This window comes from bacterium (genome assembly GCA_030018315.1).
In the GTDB taxonomy this organism is placed as follows: domain Bacteria; phylum Hydrothermota; class UBA3073; order JACQXS01; family JAGMCI01; genus JASEGA01.
Genome location: JASEGA010000014.1, coordinates 35,949 through 54,691 on the forward strand (window position 1 = coordinate 35,949; position 18,743 = coordinate 54,691).

At 35.9% G+C, this 18,743-nt stretch carries 14 protein-coding genes and 1 tRNA gene; 12 read left to right on the forward strand and 3 right to left on the reverse strand.

The window, feature by feature from the left end; all coding sequences use genetic code 11:
• The first annotated feature begins 11 nt into the window (after positions 1-11).
• The 9 genes from QMD71_05885 (at position 12) to QMD71_05925 (ending at position 9,647) form a co-directional block, all read left to right on the forward strand.
• Entirely contained in the window at positions 12-854 is an 843-nt protein-coding gene (locus QMD71_05885) for a hypothetical protein (GenBank protein ID MDI6840359.1), read from the forward strand.
• Between the two features lies 1 nt (position 855).
• Positions 856-1,473 (forward strand): hypothetical protein, encoded by a 618-nt coding sequence (locus QMD71_05890; protein ID MDI6840360.1) that lies wholly within the window; start codon positions 856-858, stop codon positions 1,471-1,473.
• 63 nt (positions 1,474-1,536) lie between these two features.
• The gene (locus QMD71_05895) at positions 1,537-2,226 is read left to right on the forward strand and encodes a transposase (protein MDI6840361.1); all 690 of its coding nucleotides are present in this window, start codon (positions 1,537-1,539) and stop codon (positions 2,224-2,226) included.
• Between the two features lie 358 nt (positions 2,227-2,584).
• Positions 2,585-3,304 (forward strand): YCF48-related protein, encoded by a 720-nt coding sequence (locus tag QMD71_05900; GenBank protein MDI6840362.1) that lies wholly within the window; start codon positions 2,585-2,587, stop codon positions 3,302-3,304.
• An 89-nt stretch (positions 3,305-3,393) separates the two neighbouring features.
• Positions 3,394-3,561 (forward strand): T9SS type A sorting domain-containing protein, encoded by a 168-nt coding sequence (locus tag QMD71_05905; protein MDI6840363.1) that lies wholly within the window; start codon positions 3,394-3,396, stop codon positions 3,559-3,561.
• Positions 3,562-3,659: 98 nt separating this feature from the next.
• Complete coding sequence (locus QMD71_05910) at positions 3,660-4,502, forward strand: hypothetical protein (GenBank protein ID MDI6840364.1); 843 nt, start codon at positions 3,660-3,662, stop codon at positions 4,500-4,502.
• Complete coding sequence (locus QMD71_05915; GenBank protein ID MDI6840365.1) at positions 4,499-5,113, forward strand: hypothetical protein; 615 nt, start codon at positions 4,499-4,501, stop codon at positions 5,111-5,113. Before QMD71_05910 ends, QMD71_05915 begins: the two co-directional genes overlap by 4 nt.
• Before the next feature lie 116 nt (positions 5,114-5,229).
• Positions 5,230-8,157, forward strand: coding sequence for an ATP-dependent DNA helicase (locus tag QMD71_05920; protein MDI6840366.1), 2,928 nt, complete (start codon positions 5,230-5,232; stop codon positions 8,155-8,157).
• The gene (locus tag QMD71_05925; protein ID MDI6840367.1) at positions 8,139-9,647 is read left to right on the forward strand and encodes a hypothetical protein; all 1,509 of its coding nucleotides are present in this window, start codon (positions 8,139-8,141) and stop codon (positions 9,645-9,647) included. The genes QMD71_05920 and QMD71_05925 overlap by 19 nt, the downstream gene beginning before the upstream one ends.
• A gap of 2 nt (positions 9,648-9,649) precedes the next feature.
• On the opposite strand, the gene QMD71_05930 is transcribed toward QMD71_05925, so the two are convergent.
• Positions 9,650-9,733 (reverse strand) — tRNA-Leu (locus tag QMD71_05930).
• A 64-nt stretch (positions 9,734-9,797) separates the two neighbouring features.
• Here QMD71_05930 and QMD71_05935 point away from each other — a divergent pair.
• From QMD71_05935 to QMD71_05945, 3 genes are read left to right on the forward strand one after another with little or no spacing between them, the layout of a single operon-like run.
• The gene (locus QMD71_05935; protein MDI6840368.1) at positions 9,798-10,910 is read left to right on the forward strand and encodes a SpoIID/LytB domain-containing protein; all 1,113 of its coding nucleotides are present in this window, start codon (positions 9,798-9,800) and stop codon (positions 10,908-10,910) included.
• 2 nt (positions 10,911-10,912) lie between these two features.
• Complete coding sequence (locus tag QMD71_05940; GenBank protein ID MDI6840369.1) at positions 10,913-12,619, forward strand: BamA/TamA family outer membrane protein; 1,707 nt, start codon at positions 10,913-10,915, stop codon at positions 12,617-12,619.
• Between the two features lie 3 nt (positions 12,620-12,622).
• Positions 12,623-15,976, forward strand: a complete 3,354-nt coding sequence (locus QMD71_05945; GenBank protein MDI6840370.1) for a translocation/assembly module TamB domain-containing protein — start codon at positions 12,623-12,625, stop codon at positions 15,974-15,976.
• A 222-nt stretch (positions 15,977-16,198) separates the two neighbouring features.
• Here QMD71_05945 and QMD71_05950 read toward each other — a convergent pair whose 3' ends face one another.
• On the reverse strand, positions 16,199-17,128 hold the full coding sequence (locus QMD71_05950; protein ID MDI6840371.1) for an exosortase/archaeosortase family protein: 930 nt from the start codon (positions 17,126-17,128) through the stop codon (positions 16,199-16,201).
• Positions 17,129-17,616: 488 nt separating this feature from the next.
• Positions 17,617-18,666 carry a fibronectin type III domain-containing protein gene (locus tag QMD71_05955; protein ID MDI6840372.1) on the reverse strand — a complete coding sequence of 350 codons (1,050 nt, stop codon included), beginning with the start codon at positions 18,664-18,666 and terminating at the stop codon, positions 17,617-17,619.
• Positions 18,667-18,743 lie beyond the last annotated feature (77 nt).

The window sequence follows — 18,743 nt, forward strand, 5'->3', positions numbered from 1 at the left end:
AATATAAAGGGATGAGGAGATATTGGGCGTTCTTATTTGTTTTTATTCCTCTTAGTCTTTATGCACAAAAAGAGACTATGCGATGGTTTCATACTGGTAAGATAAATGTTTTAGTTGCGGTAATAATATTTTGTGGTCTCCTTTTATATTTCATTTTTTCAGCTAAGAAAGGTAAGGCTCTTTTTATTCGTAAAATTACAGGACTTGAAATTCTTGATGAAGCTGTTGGGCGTGCTACTGAGATGGGTAAACCTGTGCTTTATGTGCCAGGACTTACAGGGATGACTGATGTAGCTACAATTGCTTCAATGAATATACTTGGACAAGTAGCACGTAAGGCTGCAGAGTATGATACTCCTTTAATTGTACCTAACTATGACCCTATAGTGATGACAGTGGCGCAGGAGATGGTTAAGGAAGCTTACCTTTCAAAAGGTAGACCCGATGCCTATAAGAAAGAAAGTATATTCTTTTTAACAGATGCCCAGTTTGCTTACGCAGCTGGTGTAGGTGGTATAATGATGCGCGATAAGCCAGCAACTAATCTTTTCATGGGCATGTTCTTTGCTGAATCTTTAATTTTAGCTGAGACAGGGAGTATGACAGGTGCAGTTCAAATAGCTGGAACAGATGCAGTTGACCAGCTGCCATTTTTTGTCACTGCCTGTGATTATACGATTATGGGTGAAGAGTTATACGCAGCTTCGGCTTATTTATCAAGGGAGCCGTTATTGGTGGGTAGTATTAAAGGACAGGATTGGACCAAAGTTTTAATTTTAGGATTTATTATAGTAGGTCTCATATTCTCTTTACTGGGCAGTAATTTTATTATAAATTTATTTAATATCCCATAGGATGCGTAGACGTGTTCCATTAACAATATGTCTCATTGGCGGAATTGGGATGATGATTCAGTTCTTTATCCCGCATCCTGCATCACAAAAGTTATATGAAGAAGTTATTCGTTGGGTTATAATAATTGGTGCATTTTCTCTTGTACTTGGGATCCAGTCTCTTTTTTCAGTTCATTATGATAAGATACAGCACCACCGCCCTGGGTGGGGCTATTCTATTGTAACTCTCACTTCAATGGCTATAGTTGCAATTATAGGACTATTTTGGGGAGTAGGTGAGGATTCATTATTTATGCAAATTTATAGACACATAATGGTACCTCTACAGGCAACTATGTTTTCATTACTTGCTTTCTTTATGGCATCAGCTTCATTTCGTGCATTTAAGGCAAGAACAATACCAGCTACTCTTTTACTTATAACTGCCCTTATTGTTATGTTTGGTCGTGTTCCAATAGGGGCTATTGTATTTCCAAGACTACCAGATATTGTTGAGTGGATTCTTGTTTATCCTAATATGGCAGCACAGCGTGGCATTTTATTAGGTGTAGGGTTAGGGATGATGGCTACTTCACTTAAGATAATGCTCGGGATAGAACGCGGATGGTTGGGTGGCTAAATAATGGTGTCAAGTCTGATTTTTTCTTGACAGCAGAATTTTTTGTGATAAAATATACGAACAATGGGGAGACCTTTACGTATTGCGGTTGAGGGATTGCCTTATCATGTGGTTAACCGAGGGAATGGGCGTCAAGCTGTCTTTTTAGATGATGAGGATTTTGAAAAATATGTGGAGCTTTTAAGAAGATATAAAAAGGAATATTGCTTTGAGCTTTATCACTGGGTTCTTATGAATAATCATTTCCATCTGCTTTTAGAAACAACTAATAAGGGCTCAGTGTCAAAAATTATGCAAGGAATTACTTTAGCTCATACGAGGTATTTTAATCATAAGTATAAAAGTGTTGGACATGTTTGGCAAGGAAGGTTTAAGAGTCCAATTATTGAGAAGGATAGTTATCTACTGGAATGTGCCAGATATGTTGAACTTAATCCAGTAAGAGTGGGATTAGTCAAAGACCCTGGCGACTACAAGTATAGTAGCTACCGATTTTATAGCTTAGGGGAAACAGATGGTTTAACAGATGAAGACCCACTTTATAAAACATTTGGTAAAGATTCAGACACCAGACACGAAAGGTATTGTGAATTTGTGAATGAAGGTCTCCGTGACGAGGTTCTATCAAAGATTCGTGGCTCACTATCACGAGGCGATGTTCTTGGCACAACAGATTTTGTTGAAAAATTTAGAGATAAACTAGGTCTCCCATTGAAGAGGAGACCCCGTGGTCGTCCAAGAAAACAAAAATGAGACCTGACACCAATTGCCCACCAATTGCCACCCATATTTGACTTCTTGAGAATTTAGAGCTAAAATTAAAATGAAGAAATAAAATATTGTGGTTGATAGAAAAAATATAGGAGTCAAGGAGAGAGGCAGAACCATAAATATGGGCTCTGTCCCTCACACTTAATGTCCCTCACACTTAGGATGACCAGAGAGATGGAATAAAAATAGTTGACTTCTCATGAAATTGGATGTAATATATAAAATAAGATTATGTATAAAAAGTCTCAACATAAGTCTATAAAATATAAGAACTTAGGGAGAACTGACACCATTATCTTGAGATTTGTTATTGGATTACTATTAACAGGCATAATTTTGAGTGCAAGTTGCCGAAAAAAAGGTAATCAGTTCTAATGGAGAATACGGCACATGGGAGATACAACTAATTGGTACCACGGGTTTTTTGAATGGGGTCGATTTTATTGACGAAAATAATGGTTGGGCAGTAGGAAGTCTTGGGACGATTCTTTATACGACTGATGGAGGCTCAAGTTGGCTATATCAGTCAAGTGAAGCAAGTACCTGCCTTAACGATGTTGATTTTGTGGACACTGTTACTGGTTGGGTTGTAGGACGTGAAGGAACCATCTTATATACTGAAGATGGAGGACTAAATTGGAAGGCTCAAGAAAGTGGTACCGAACTTAGTTTAATTAATGTTTGCTTTGTTGACAAAAATAACGGTTGGGTAATTGGAGGAGCTTCTGACCCTTGCCTTTCAGTTGGTGTAATTCTTCATACCAATAATGGTGGTCAGAATTGGCAATCTCAGGTGAGTGGAACAGAAGAATCTCTTGAAAGTATAGTCTTTACCAATCGGTATAACGGCTGGATAGTTGGCAGTAAAATGACTGGTGGAAGTGATTATCATCGTCTCACAATTTTACATACAGTTAATAGTGGAGCATATTGGAATATGCAAGAAGTTGATGTTGGGACAATATGGACTTGTTTGACGGATGTTGACTTTGTTACCGCATCCCACGGCTATGCAGTAGGATATTCTCCATTTATTATTCTTCACTACCACGAGCCATAAAAGGGGGTCAAAATGAAAAGTTAATTCCAGTAAAAGAAAATAATAGTGTCTAAAAATAATGGTGTCAAGTCTGATTTTTTTCTTAAAAGATTTACAATGCGGCTGGTAGGTTAGTGGAGACACTGGTTAATGGAGAGACTGAGCCTGGCTATTATAGAGTGAAGTGGGATGCCAAAGGCTTTCCGGCTGGCATCTATTTTGCAAAGTTTGTATCAGGTAATTATACAAAGATACAGAAACTCATTCTGATGCGCTAAATTTTAATTGTTACAGGAAAGCCTATCCACAGGTAATGAGACTTTTTAAAAATCATGGCACGAGATTTGACAGTGCCACTGGTTAGGTGGAGGCTAAATTGGGTATTTTAAATAAGTTAATGTTATTGGAACGTAAGTATATATTCATTATAGTAGCTTTATGTGTGATAATTCCTCTCCTTATTTATTTAGGCCTACCAATAGGTGTAACTAAGCCAGCTCTTGACTTATACAATGAAGTTGACTGTATTTCACCAGATGGTGACCCACTCCTTATTTCTTTTGACTTTGACCCATCTACTCAGCCTGAGCTTTATCCTATGGGCTTAGCTATACTTCGTCATTGTTTTGCTAAGAATATAAGGGTTATACTTATGTCGTTATATGTTCAGGGTGCAGGTTTAGCTGCTATGGCAATTGAAGATGTAAGGAAAGAGTTTACAGATAAAAAATCAGGTGTTGATTACACTTTTTTAGGTTATCAACCTGGTGCAAGTATGGTAGTCTTGGGAATAGGTGAGGACATCCATAAGATATTTCCACGTGATTACTATGGTGTAGATATTGATTCACTTCCAATGATGCAAACAGTTAAGAACTACAATGATATTCCATTTGTTGTATTCCTTACAGGAGCCGGTACCCCATGGATTGTCTATGCAAATACCAGGTATCACCAAAAGGTAGGTGGTGGTGTCACTGCTGTAATGGCATCAAGTTTCTACCCATATCTTCAGACTGGTCAGCTTACAGGGATGCTTGGCGGTTTGAAAGGGGCAGCTGAATACGAGGAGCTTTTAGCGCGTAATAATCTATCAAATGCACGCCGTATAGCTACAATTGGGATGGATGCACAGTCCATAGTTCATATAATGATGATTGTATTCATTATATTTGGTAATGTAGCATATTTCATAGTTAGGAAAGGTAGGCGGAAATGAGTCATAATCCATGGGTGTGGATAGCGGCACTTCTTACATTTTGTATCTTTTCTTTCTTATACAAAGATAACCCATTTTATAAATTTGCAGAGCATATTTTTATAGGTGTATCATTAGGTTATTTAATTGCTATAGTATGGCATTTAGTGGTGATACCACGTATTTGGGACCCGCTACAAAAAGGAATTTATATAACAATAATTCCAATGTGTTTGGGTGTATTAATGTTTTCAAGATTTTCACGTCGCTGGGCTTGGCTTTCACGGTGGCCGATTGCATTTGTTTTAGGTACTGGTAGTGGAATAGCACTACCACTTGTAATGCAAACTTATATATTTAGACAACTTCAAGGCACAATGGTAATTTCAACGACAAATTTGTGGCTCACTATTAGCGCTGTAATTATAATTATTGGAGTGATTTCTACACTACTGTATTTCTATTTTTCCGTAGAACATAAAGGTCCTTTGGGAGCAGTAGCAAATGTAGGCATGTGGTTTATAATGATTGCTTTTGGTGCTTCATTTGGATACACGGTGATGGCACGTGTTTCCCTCTTAATTGGTAGACTACAATTTTTGATGTACGATTGGTTAGGTGTAATAAAGTGAATTTGTTTTATAGCCCCCTGTAATCACAATAAATAATATGGAGTGCAACAACGGTGTTGTTGCAAATTATAATAATTGTATTGACAAATAGTAAGGTAGAAAGTATAATAAAATAAATGCAGCTTACAGAGAGAGATATTTTATCCGGTCTGAACCCAAAGCAGTTAGAAGCTGTGACCTTTGGTGAGGGCCCCTTACTTATCATAGCAGGAGCCGGCACAGGTAAGACAAAGGTAATCACTCATCGTATTGCGTGGCTAATTGTGAGTAAGCGTGCTAGACCTGAGGAGATATTAGGACTCACTTTTACCGATAAGGCGGCAGATGAGATGGAAGAGCGTGTCGATGTCTTAGTCCCGTATGGCTACATTCCCGTCCAAATAAGTACATTCCATTCATTTGGACAGCGTATTTTAAGGGAGTATGCTTTTGAACTCGGAATATCGCCTAACTTTAAAGTACTCACAACTCCGGAGCTACTTGTTTTTTTAAAAGAACATCTTTGGGAGCTCCCACTTGAGCATTTTCGGCCACTCTCATATCCGACAAAATACTTGGAGTCGCTACTTGCTGTGATATCACGTGCTAAAGATGAGGATGTAACTTCAGAAGAATACTTTAACTATGCAACTGATAGGGTAGCTAAATCAAATTCTGCTGAAGATAAGGATGAAGCCATTAAGCAACTTGAGGTTGCTAAATGTTACCAGAAATATGAGGAGCTACTTACCACTGCTGGTTATCTTGATATTCCAAGTTTGATAACTTTACCTCTTAAACTTTTAAGAACCAGTCCCAGTAGCCTTAAGAAGTTACAAGCTCGTTTTAAATATATCTTAGTAGACGAATTCCAGGACACTAATTATGCACAGTTTCAATTACTACAGCTTTTAGCTGCCCCTCATCGTAATATCACAGTAGTGGGTGATGATGACCAATCAATTTACAAGTTTCGTGGTGCATGTCTAGCAAACATTTTATCATTCCGTGATATCTACCCTGATGCTTATGAGATTGTCCTTACACAGAATTACCGTAGTACACAGTCAATTCTTTCTACTGCACATCGTTTAATTTCTTTTAATAACCCAAATAGATTAGAAATAATATCAAAAGTTGATAAATCAATTGTAGGAATAAAACCAATTGGGACAAAAGTTTCTTATTTTCATTATGATACTATCTCAAACGAAGCCGATTCAGTAGCAGGTATAATAGAAGATAAAGTAAAGCATGGCTTCAAATATAGTGATTTTGCTATCCTTGTACGTACAAACCAAACAGCAATCCCATTCTTGGCTTCACTGAATCTACATGGTATTCCATATCGGTTTTCTGGTAATCAAGGTCTTTATGATAGGGAGGAGATAAAGATTCTCATTTCACTACTTAATGTATTAAGTAATGTAGGAGATGACCAATCTATTTATCATCTTTTAATCTCTCCTGTGTATAACTTGAATCCAATAGAACTTTCCAAGTGCTTTGGGGTAGCTCGTCGTAATAACAGGTCTTTATATGAAGGATTAACTGACTTAATAGATAAATCTAAGCAACGCAGTAGGGGAGAGGCTGGAGTTCCATATAATAGTGAAATAGATATATCTACAGCGAGTAAGTCTATAATTGAAATGTTTCTTAAGGAGATTGCACACCTCAGTCATTTAGCTACTACTCAATCTACTGGTAAAGTGCTTTACGAGTTTCTAACTAATAGCAGTTGGTTTAAATCTCTTGTCTCTAATCCTTCAATAGAGAATGAGATTACGATAAAGAATATAGCGCATTTTTTACGTATTATAGAGAATGTGGGTAGTCTCATTCGGACAGATAGAGTTCCTTTTGTAGCTGCACACATTGAGAGTTTACGTGACCTCGGTGATAACCCTCCTGTAGCAGAGGCTGATTTTGATATTGATGCAGTTAATGTAATGACAGTCCATAAGGCGAAAGGACTTGAATTCAGAGTTGTATTCCTAACTTCACTTGTTTCAGATATCTTTCCGCACCGCGAAATGCCAAAGCTTGCAGAGCTACCTCTTGTTTTAGTGAAGGAACAAATTCCAGATATACCAGATTCTGAGGTTCATGAGCAAGAAGAGAGACGTCTTTTTTATGTTGGGATGACTCGGGCAAAGGATGAGCTAATTTTGACTTCATCTCGTGATTATGGAGGTAGACGTGCTAAACGGGTTTCACAATTTGTTATAGAAGCTATGGATTTACAGAAGACTGAAATTGTAGCTGAGAAGGAAATGGATTTAGAGAAGATAGCTCATTTTGGTAGAGTTACTGAACCTAAATTAGAAAAGATAGATAGAGCTGCCATTCTTGAGTTATCAAGCACAGGCATAGATGATTGGCTTACATGCCCTCGTAAGTATTGGTATATTCATTACTTAAAGGTGCCTACCCCTAAGCATCACACAATAGTATATGGGGTTGCTGTTCATAAGGCGATTGAGTTCTACTTAAGTTCAAAAAAATTAGGTAAGCAAACTACTCCACATGAAGTTATCCGTGTATTTAAAGATTCATGGGTAAGTGAAGGGTTTGTTTCAAGAAAGCATGAGGAAGATAGATTTAAGAAAGGTGAGGAAGTAATAAGCAAGTTTTTTATTGAAGAAGAGAAAAATGGTGTTATTCCCACATTTGTTGAAGAAGAATTCTCTTTTTTACTTGATGATGTACGGGTCATAGGGAAATGGGATAGGGTAAATGATGATGTAATTATAGATTATAAGACAGGCGATGTATTTACTAAATCAAAGGCTAATAAAAGGGCACGTGACAGTGTCCAGCTACCAATTTATGGGCTTGCATATTTGGAGCGGTTTGGTAAGCTACCAAGTAGAATAGAGTTACATTTTGTTGATACCGGAGTAGTAGGTGAATTAAAGAATGTTTCTGAAAAGATAAAAAAGGTAAAGCAGATTATTAATGATGTAGCCCATAGGATAAGGGCACGCGACTTTTTGCCTAATCCTACTTATCGGGCATGTGAGTTTTGCACCTGTCGAATGCTATGCTCTTATATTCCATAATTTTCGTACTCTACATCCACAATCCAGATTTATGGACATACTTTGGTGATTTTAGGTTTGTAAATTCAATTATTTGTGACAATAGGTTTGTTTATGTAGCAAGTGACTATGGAATAACAAGATTTGATAAATTAACTTCATCGTGGACGCCACCTAAAAGTAGGACTCCGTTTCCTAATAATGTTAAGTTAATTGCACAGGACCCCTTCACTAATGAGATATGGTTTGTCATCCCTGAAGCTTTGGGCAGATACAACACAATTTTTGAAGATTACAGGCTTATAGAGTTTCCAGAAGGCTATACTACACCATGTTCTATTGCAATTTCAAAAGATTATGTATATTTATCCGCCTCAGGCGGATTGCATCAGTATTTAAGACTTGATAAGCTAACAAAATCGTGGACTAATATAGAATCTTTACCACAAGAATTAGAGTGGTTCCCTGAGGTATCACCATATCAATATCCGTGGCTCGCTCCTTACTATGTATTAGATAAATTTTTAAGCAGATACGATATGACATGCGCTGCTACTGATGGACGATGGGTTTGGGTTGGTACAGCTGGGGATGGGCTTTATAAATATGATGCTACAACTTACATGCCAGAACACTATTTATTAGGAGTTCCGGCTCGCAACTTGACAAGTCTATGGGGAGATGGAGAGGATATTTGGATTGGTACAGAGCAAGGCGTGATAAGATACAACCATATTACCAATTTGTACACTTATTACTCTCCATCCGTCCCGGACTTATGCATAAGTGCGGGATTGCCTACAAATGTGACTTCAATTATCGGTAATGATAAAAGTGTATGGGTAGGCACTTTAGCTGGACTTTATCAATTTGATAAACATTCCGGTAATTGGCATGCTTTCACAAAATTTGGTGTAGGAGCAATTCATGAATTGCCCCTACCAAAAGTGACTTCCTTAACATTGAATAAAGAAACTATCTGGATAGGTACAGAAGATGGGTTGTCAAAGTTTGAAAATGGTGTTATTAAAGAAATATTTAAGGGGCTACCTGTAAATGACATTAAATTAGATTCACACGATTCTCTATGGATTGCTACTTCAAAAGGTGTATTTTGTAAAAGTGGAAGTAGCTGGAGTCAATTTGACGACCCAGATAAAATCATGCCACACGGTGTATATAAGATTTTATTTCATGACAATGTTATCTATTTTGGCTCAAAGCAAGGCATTTTAGTTTATGAAAATGGGGTGTGGCAAAGGTTCACTTATCCAGTATATCTCCCTGGTGAACAGATTTTGTCAATGGTAGCCGACTCTGTTAATGGTATTTCAGAACTTTGGATAGGTACTGATTCAGGTGTTGCGGTATGGGACAAGAGTCATAACTTATGGGAAAGATACACACAAGAGAATTCTCCTATAAAAGGAGAAGTTTACTCCATATTTTTAGGGCACGAGTATATATATTTTGGGACTGGTGTTGGGCTAGTAGGGCTAAAGAAAGAATGAACTGCCGAAGGTGGGATTTGAACCCACACTCCCTTATGGGAATGGCGCCCTGAACGCCACGTGTCTACCAATTACACCACTTCGGCTTTTAATATATTATAATCTAAAAGATACATGTTTGTCAACTTTAATTTTGCATTTTTAATTTTATTGATTGGTTGTGCTCCAGTGTATAAAATACCAGTTGAAAGACATAAAATACCGAGTAAAAAACAAAGAATTCCATTAATTAGAGTAGCTCTCGGTGAACAGAGTAATATTGAGATTAGAGGGAGTAAACTTTTTATCTTGCCTGGCGGCAGACAGGTAAAGTCTGACAAAAAAGTATCAGGTGGTCTCTATTTCAAGGCGATGATAGTTAGTCAGGATAGCGACTCTGTATTTATTGATGCGACCCCAATAATTGGATTAGATTGGCCAGTCAAGATTACATCAAATAATGATGCAATAGAATTTAATAGTAGAACTTACAGAGGCGAGTTTACCATATATAAAAAGGGTAATAAGTTTCTTGTAGTAAATAAACTTAACATTGAGGATTACTTGAGGAGCGTAGTCCCTTGTGAGCTATGGACTAATAATTTAGAAGCCCTTAAAGCACAAGCAGTAGCTAGCCGTACCTATGCACTTTACTCTATTAAAGATACTGAAGAATACGATTTAGAAGCAACTGTTCAAGATCAAGTGTATAAGGGAAGGAATAGTGAAAATGAGGTTGCTACTCGGGCTGTAAATGAAACATATGGTATTGTGTGTACTTATAATGGTGAAATTATTCAATCAAATTATTCATCTACCTGTGGTGGTAGGACTGCTGATGGTGGATTACCATACTTAACAAGTATCTCGTGTCCATTCTGTGAAAATTCACCTCATTACAAATGGGAAGTCAGTTATCCAGAATCTAAGTTTTTAGAACTAATTACACCATCCTCTGTCATTCTGAGCAAAGCGAAGAATGTCATAAAGAGTGTAAGAGTTAAGAAACGGGACTCTTCCGGGAGGGTAGAACTCTTAGAAATTATCACTGATAAAGGAAACTACACTATAAAAGGAAGAGATGTAAGGACTATTCTTGGACTGAAGAGTACATTTCTTGATGTAAATCTTAAGGGTAATAAGATAGTAATAAATGGTAGAGGTCAGGGTCATGGTATCGGGATGTGTCAATGGGGTATCTTAGGGATGGCAAACAAAGGATTTGGATATGAGAGTATGCTTAGGTATTATTATAAAGATGTAGAAATTAAAAAAATTTACTAATAATGCACATTATCTTGTTCTTTTTACTCACTATTGAAGGGTTTAAAGTAAAACATATAGAGTTTTATGGTAATCGTAGCTTTTCGGATAAGAAGTTGAAAGAAATTGTACATACTCGTGAAGGGAAACTTTACGACGAATTTCAATCTGCTTTAGACGAGAAGCGGCTTGTTAGTTTTTACAGAAATAGGGGCTTTAAAGAGGCAAAAGTGACTGAGTGGAAAAAAAATATAATCAACTTTGAAAAAAGGTTAATAGAATGTAAAGTATATATTGAAGAAGGACAGCGTAGTTACATAAGTGGGATTAAATTTGAAGGTAATAGGACAATTTTAGAAGCTCAGTTAAGTGACATTGTTAAGTTGAAATCAGGTGACCCATTAGATGAGGAACGTATTTTTATCGCAAAATATGCGTTAACTTCCCTATACGCTGATATAGGATATGCTTACACAGAAGTAGAACATAAACTTATTCCTATTTCTACATATGAAGATACAGTTTGTTTTCAAATTAATGAACATAAGGAAGTTAGATTTGGTAATATAAGAATAATTGGTAATAAAGGGGTCAGAGATGAAATAATTATGCGAGAAATTATTTTTGAAAAAGGAGCACTTTATTCACCCAAGAAATTATATGAATCTCAAGTCCGTATTTATGGAACTGACCTTTTTGAATCTGTTAAGTTTGAACTTCAAGGAATAGAAGCTAATAGAGATACAATTGATGTTATATTTTGGGTAAAAGAAAAGTTGCCTAAATGGACAGCATTTGGTGTAGGTTATGGGTCTCCTAATCGGACATGGTTAAATATAGGGTGGGGACATGACAATTTGTGGGGTAATGGGCAAAGATTGGAAGCGCAATCTAAATACGAGCTTGATCCATTTGAATTAAACAAGTTACAAAAATTAGATGTTAACATTGCATATCTTGAACCTTATTTCTTAAATACTTCTGTTAAAGCACAACTTAAGCCTTTTTATAAATTTTACAAGGTAGGTAAAAACACAAGTTATGAGCTTAGCTATATGGGAATAGAGGGCAGATTAGGTAAGTATATTGGTAAATTTTGTCAATCATTTATTAGTTACAATTATGAAATTGTGCGTGAAGAGGGAAGTGTTCCAAAAGAGGCAAGGGGCGAAATTGTAAACTCAGTCCTGTTTTCTGTAGCATGGGATACACGTGATAATATATTTTATCCAATGAATGGTTATATAAGTGCCTTTTCGTATGAGTACGCAGGTAGAGTGTTAGGTGGAGCCTATAAGTTTAGCAAGTTTACATACGATTTCTCACTTTATAGTCAATTTTTGAAGTCAGTAATAGGAACAAGACTGAAATTTGGTGGTATAGTGGGTGAGACACCACTTGAGCGTAGATTTATTTTGGGTGGTGCAAATACAGTAAGAGGATATACAGATATGTTATATACACCTGAGTGGAAAAATTGGATAGGAGTGGCTAATTTGGAGCTTAGAATACCGACATTTAAAAAATTTGAGCTTGCATATTTTATAGATGTAGGTAATGTGTGGACAAAGAAGGAAGATATAAGAATACAGGGACTAAAGATAGGTGCAGGATTTGGAGTGAGGTATCATACCCCAATAGGACCTGTAAGAATTGATTATGGACATAAGATTGTGGAAGCAAAACAAGATAAAGGTAGATTATACTTAGCTATTGGATATATGTTTTAATTTTTGGAGTGCAACAACGATGTTGTTGCATGCAAAATCACCGATTTTGCACTCCATATTAAAAATTACAGCTGGATTTGGGATATGAGACTTGTAATAAAGATTGTTATCTTACCTATACTGATAGGTGTTTTCTTTATCCTTGTAAAGAAAGGCTTCATCTTCGAGCGTATAAGACATACAATTATACGCAAATCTTATTATAAGGTGGAAATTGAAAAAATAGATGGCAATATATTTACTTGCATTAATTTAAAAGGGGTTAGATATGGGGAAGTTTTTGATGTACCAAATATTTCAATATCCTATACACCGTGGTCTATTATTAGAAGGAAAATAAAAAGGATTGATATACAGGCACCAATTTTGAAACTCACTGCTACAGGAGAGGGCGGTAGTATTGGTTTGCCTTTTAATATAGACTGCTTTACTTTAAAAGATGGTAAAGTATTAAATGTTCCATATATCAAAACTATTGAATCTTTTACAGTTGAGGGCTCATTGAAAAAAAGTAAAATAAACCAAATCATACGTATCACAGATGGTGGAGGTAATTTTGAGGTTCACAATAAAGTAGTTCAGATAAAAAAGATTGAGAGTGTTGTTTCTCTCTCTGATAGTATTGTTTCAATAGATACCTTTTCAATAAGGACTAAGGATTCAGAAATTAGATTATATGGAAGGAGTATTGCAGAGTCTATAGATATTAGGGCTTTTATTACAAAACTTGATGTAGAAGAAATTGCTGAAGAGGTAAAAGGAGAAGTGACTGCAGAGCTTCATATAATGAAGGATAAAAATGGCGTCATAGTGAGAGGTAATGTTTACCTTAAAAAAGGAAAATATAAGGAAAGATTTATTGGAGAACTTGAAACTGATTTAACTATGGTAAATAAAGAATTGGAGATGAAAATAAGAACGTGGAGTATAGGTGAAACAAGGGTAAATGGTAATATTTACATTGACTTTAAAACAGCTCCATTCTCCTATACTGCTGTACTCAACGGTGAAGACATTGATTTAGTAAAACTGTATCCTACTTTAGCTGGGTTACCAGCCAGCTTGGATGGTGAAGTAAAGATTCAAGGTAAAGGTGAAGAATTTTGGTCTAATGTTAGATTATATGGCACTATAAGAGATACAAAATTAGAATCAATTGAAACACAATTTAGGCGCACTAAAACAGGAATTGAAATTATTTCACTTAAAGGAATACAAGCTGGTGGTAAAATTATAGCTAATGGAAATATTGGACAGGACAGTGTTAGGGTTTCACTTTCAGGTAAAGGAATAGAGGTGGCGATATTTTTGCCCAAAATGGTAGGAAAATCAAATTTTGATTTCATAGTAGAAGGGTTAATCAAAAATCCTGGTATATTTGGCACATTTTACATAAAAGATTTTGAGACCGGCATAATAAAGAGTGATTATTTATCAGGTAATTTGAGACTTACAAACTTGATTTACCCTGAAGGGGAGGTAGAACTTGATATTGTAAATTTAAATTTATATAAAAATAAATTTGAGACCTGTAAAGCAACATTTACTGCAACCAAAAGATATGCAAATTATGAGATTGTAGCTCATGGTGAATCCATGGATTTCAAGCTTAAAGGGGATGGAGAAAAAGAAAAGTTTGTAATTCGTAATTTATCATTTTATTCACCAAAACTGCAAGTTTCAAATTTAGGTAATATTGAGCTTAAATTTAGTCCTAGAGAGACCTACATTGAAGATTGTGATTTGTTAATAAATGACTCTTTAGTTCAAATAAAGGGGGTAGTAGCAAAAGATAAACTTGACCTTGTAATGGGGGGTAAAAATTTAAATCTTAACAGTATCTCGGATACTTTAAGTGGAACTGCCAATTTTACCTGTAATATCACCGGAATACCTCAAAACCCTATAATTAATTTAGCTTCTGAGATAACTAATTTTTCATATAAAACTATACAAGCTGATAGAGTCATACTATCAGCACTATACCAAGACAAATCCCTTCACATAGAAAAAGGAGAATTTATAAAAGGAGAAGAGAAAGCTAAAATTTCAGGTATTATCCCAATTACATTCCCAATTCAATTTTTAGATAAACCTATGGATATAGATTTAACATTATCAAAATTTGGTGAAGAGCTCTTCTATCCGTATCGTAATTTTGCAGAATTAAAAGAAGGTGAAACAAATGGGAAGCTAAAAATTAAAGGAACACTCAAACACCCAGATTTATACGGAAAATTAAATATGGCGGGTAAAGCTATAGATGCGAGATTCATTGGGACTACACTGGACTTGCCGAGAGCAGAATTGGAGTTTGAAAAAGATAAGATAAATATAAGCTCATTTAATGCCAAGACTCCAAATGGGTTCCTTAATCTAAAAGGTAATATCTTACTTCCAGACCAATTAGACCTTAAAGTAAAGGCGCAAAATATTACAATAAAATCTATTGAAGATGTAGATGCAGATGTGACAGCAGATTTTGATATAAATGGGACTGTTAGAAATCCTATACTGCAAGGTAATGTTAAAATAGAAGAGGCTGTTGTTACTATGCCATTTGAAAAACCGAAAACAGTTAATTTACAGTATCCAATAGATTATGACTTGACAATAAGTTTTCCCGGTAAATTATGGATTAGAAATGCTGAAGCTGATGCAGAAGTTAGTGGTGAAGTTAAAGTTAGAAAAAAAGGAAACGAGTTCTTCCTATCAGGAGATATGGCAGTTAAAGAAGGTTATTACTATTACCTTGAAAGACCATTTAAGATTGAAAAAGGTGAAATTAAGTTCATAAATTCACCTGAACTTAATCCAAAACTGGAGTTAGCTTCGTCAACTACAGTTAATTATACAATATTAAAAGATACAATTTCAGTTGATACTTCATGTATAGTAAAACTTAATGTAGGCGGCACTTTACGGGAGCCAAAATTTGATATCTCAGCCATACCACCAATGCCGCTCCAGGACATAATGAGTTTATTATCTCTTAATATGACACTGGATGACTTCTTAAAATTAGGAAAGACTGAATACCCACAAACTGTCGGTCTTAAGGCGGTATCTTACTACCTATTACGAAAAACTGACTTTTTAAACGATTTAAAGTCTCAAATAGGGGTAGACGCCCTAAGACTGGAGACAGAATTATTTGGAAAGGAAAGAAAAGCAAGATTTAATGTTGGTAAATATGTCTCAAGAGACCTCTATGTGAGTTGGGTACAAGATATATTTTCTACTTCAAAGTATGAACTAAAAGCAGAGTATAGCCCATGGAAATATGGAGCATTGATAGGGAGGAGGACAGAAGAGGGTGAATTCAAGACAGGGGTTGAGTTCAAATTCAGATACTAGTAAATGCCCTTTGTTAAATCTTATGTAAAAATTGTGCCTATTTACTTACTCTGTCTCAACCCCGTTTCCATTCAGAACGAGGTCAATTATGCTTAACTTCATAAGTTATAATGAGTTAGACATAATTTTACACACACTTTTAATAAAGCTCGTTGTTGAGTGGGGTAGTTTTGGGTCTCCTGACACAGATTTTTCGTCTCAAATGTAGGGATTCCTCTATTGTCATTGCGAGGAGCAAAGCGACGAAGCAATCTTGTCTCTAAATATTCTCTTTTTATACAACAAAATAATCCACAGAGCGAATGGAATTACTGCCATAATGAGGTCAATAGTGTTCAGGATTGGAGTTGGTATACTTAAGTGACGAGAAAATGCATAGCTGAACGGGATGACTATTCTGATGAAGTGCAATATGAAAAGTATGAATAACCCTATAAAAACTACCTTCAATCTTTCTATTCTTTTAAGGCCATGTACTGCTAAAACCAATGCCATAAAAGGTACTATGTTAAATGCTATTGATTGTACTCCATGCATTGTTACTTCTTCCCCCCTGTAGCTAAAGATTATTTCTTTAGGAAGATTTAGTGCATGGTCAAGTCTGAGACCTGCACTACTTATCTTAAATCCTATTAGCCTGAGAAAACTGCCACTTATTTGGACTAAGAACCTTATATAATACTTAAGTGCCATAAACCAGACAAATAGGGTAATTGAAGAATAAAACAAGAATTTACCTATAAATAGGAAAATACCTTCCCTAATCTTCTTCTTTGTAATGTAGTTTATCCACCATATCCACATAGCTATTCCAAAGATAATAAAGAATGCCGGCCATAGGTAGTGGTGTACAATATCAAATGCTTTTGGTCCAATCAGCTGCGCCCATGCTAATAGACCAAGCCGAATAATATTCACTGCATAAAGGATAGTAGTCCCTAATATAAGACCTATTCCTTTATTTCTAAGAGTAGTTGGGTATGCCAGAACACTTGCAAAATATACTACAAGACAAAGTAGATTTGTACATACAGGCCCTATATTTAGAGAGGTTCCGGTATATGTTACAATATTTTCACTTACCTTAGCATCTATTCTAACCAATTGTAACACTGACCCAAAAGCTCTTGCAGTTGTGGCTGCATAGAACATTAGAGCACGGCTATCCCCATACAAGCAGTATAAGTAGTAGAGTGGGACTAAAATAATAAAAAAAAGGAGACAAAATTTAAATGTCTCCTTCTCTTTTAATATTTTCTCTTTGATACGGAGTGTAATATTATGTAAAGGATGAGCAAGCATAATTGGTGTCAGTAGGCTATCCCTATATTTTTATTCTTAGGAATATATATAATACAGCGCATCTCGTTTCCTAAAATATATCTTTTAACCTTTTATATGTGCGTTTATTACGCTTTATAGCTCTACCCACTACAATTAATTAGTTAAAATATAGGTCAAAATATTGAAATTGGCAAGTAATTTTTTGCTTTTAGGATACTCCTATAGACTTGTTTGCTCCAGAGTTTATCCACAAGTGACGAAGTAGTATTTACTTGGGAGTGTAAGTCAATAAGTAGAGTTTTATTACATAAGAAAAATTTATTTCAGATTGCCAAATGGTTACTGTTACTTCTACATTATGCTAATGCCTTTCTCTTCCTTAAGTAGATTATAGTCACGAAGCAAATTAAAACTACAAATAAGATAAATGCTGGAGCATGAGGAAAGAATGGAACAAGAGCACTCGTAAATGCGACAGAATCGTATGCAGTTGTTCTAATAGAGTCGCCATTTAGGTAATATACATAGGCTACATGAGCATAACTGCTCGCTACACCATGAAATACATGCACACTGTCATCTGAGTTAGCACTGTCAACTGGTGTACCTGCCCTATTTAACTTAAAGAAATAGTCTGACTTACCTTGTGTATCATTAGTAAAGCGCCTGCAAGCCACTTTTACACTATCAGGCTTTGACCAAATAAGTGTCATCCCCTTAGGATTGCCACAAAGAGTATATAGCTTCTCTTCAGTTGGGTTATAACTTGTATCACCTAAGGCGTCTCCATTTCTAAATCTCACTTTGTAACCATATTGAGTATTTTCGTTTAACCCACTATCAGTATAAGTGTAAACACCAGTTAGCCAGCCACTTGAAGTCCCACCTCCTCCATCTGTAATACACTGAAACTGTGAGCCTGTAGAGTCAGCAGTGCTATTAGGTGGCTCTGTCACTGATAGAGTTATTTTAGCAGAGTCGTTTGCGGTTTGGGTGAATTCGGCATCTGTTGGTGGACCAATAAGGGTGTAACAAGTGTCTTTGTTTGACCAGCTAGTGTCTACATTAGCACTACACGCAGCAGCTACCCAGATGAACTGAGTATTTTCTGTTAATTCTGAGAACTTTGCCTTTGTCACTGTATCTACTGTCACATTTGCACCTACTGAGTCTACTTTTGTAGTTGAGTCTTTCTTGAATATAAAAAAATGTGTCTCATTATCTGAGTTGTCTGTCCATGAGCATCGTATCGTAGCAGTATCCAATGCAGTCATACTAAAGTTTGTAGGCGCTGCTGGAGCTCCACGTGTCTTAGCAAAAACACTATCCACTTTAACGCCTATAGTGGCTATCATAGCTACTATAACTCCAAAAATACTCTTTCCCATCTTACCTCCTTTTTTCATATTTTAATAATATACTTTGTTAAAAAATTTGTCAAGTTTTTTTGCTTTGTTGAATAAATATTTTTGGCACCTTTGAT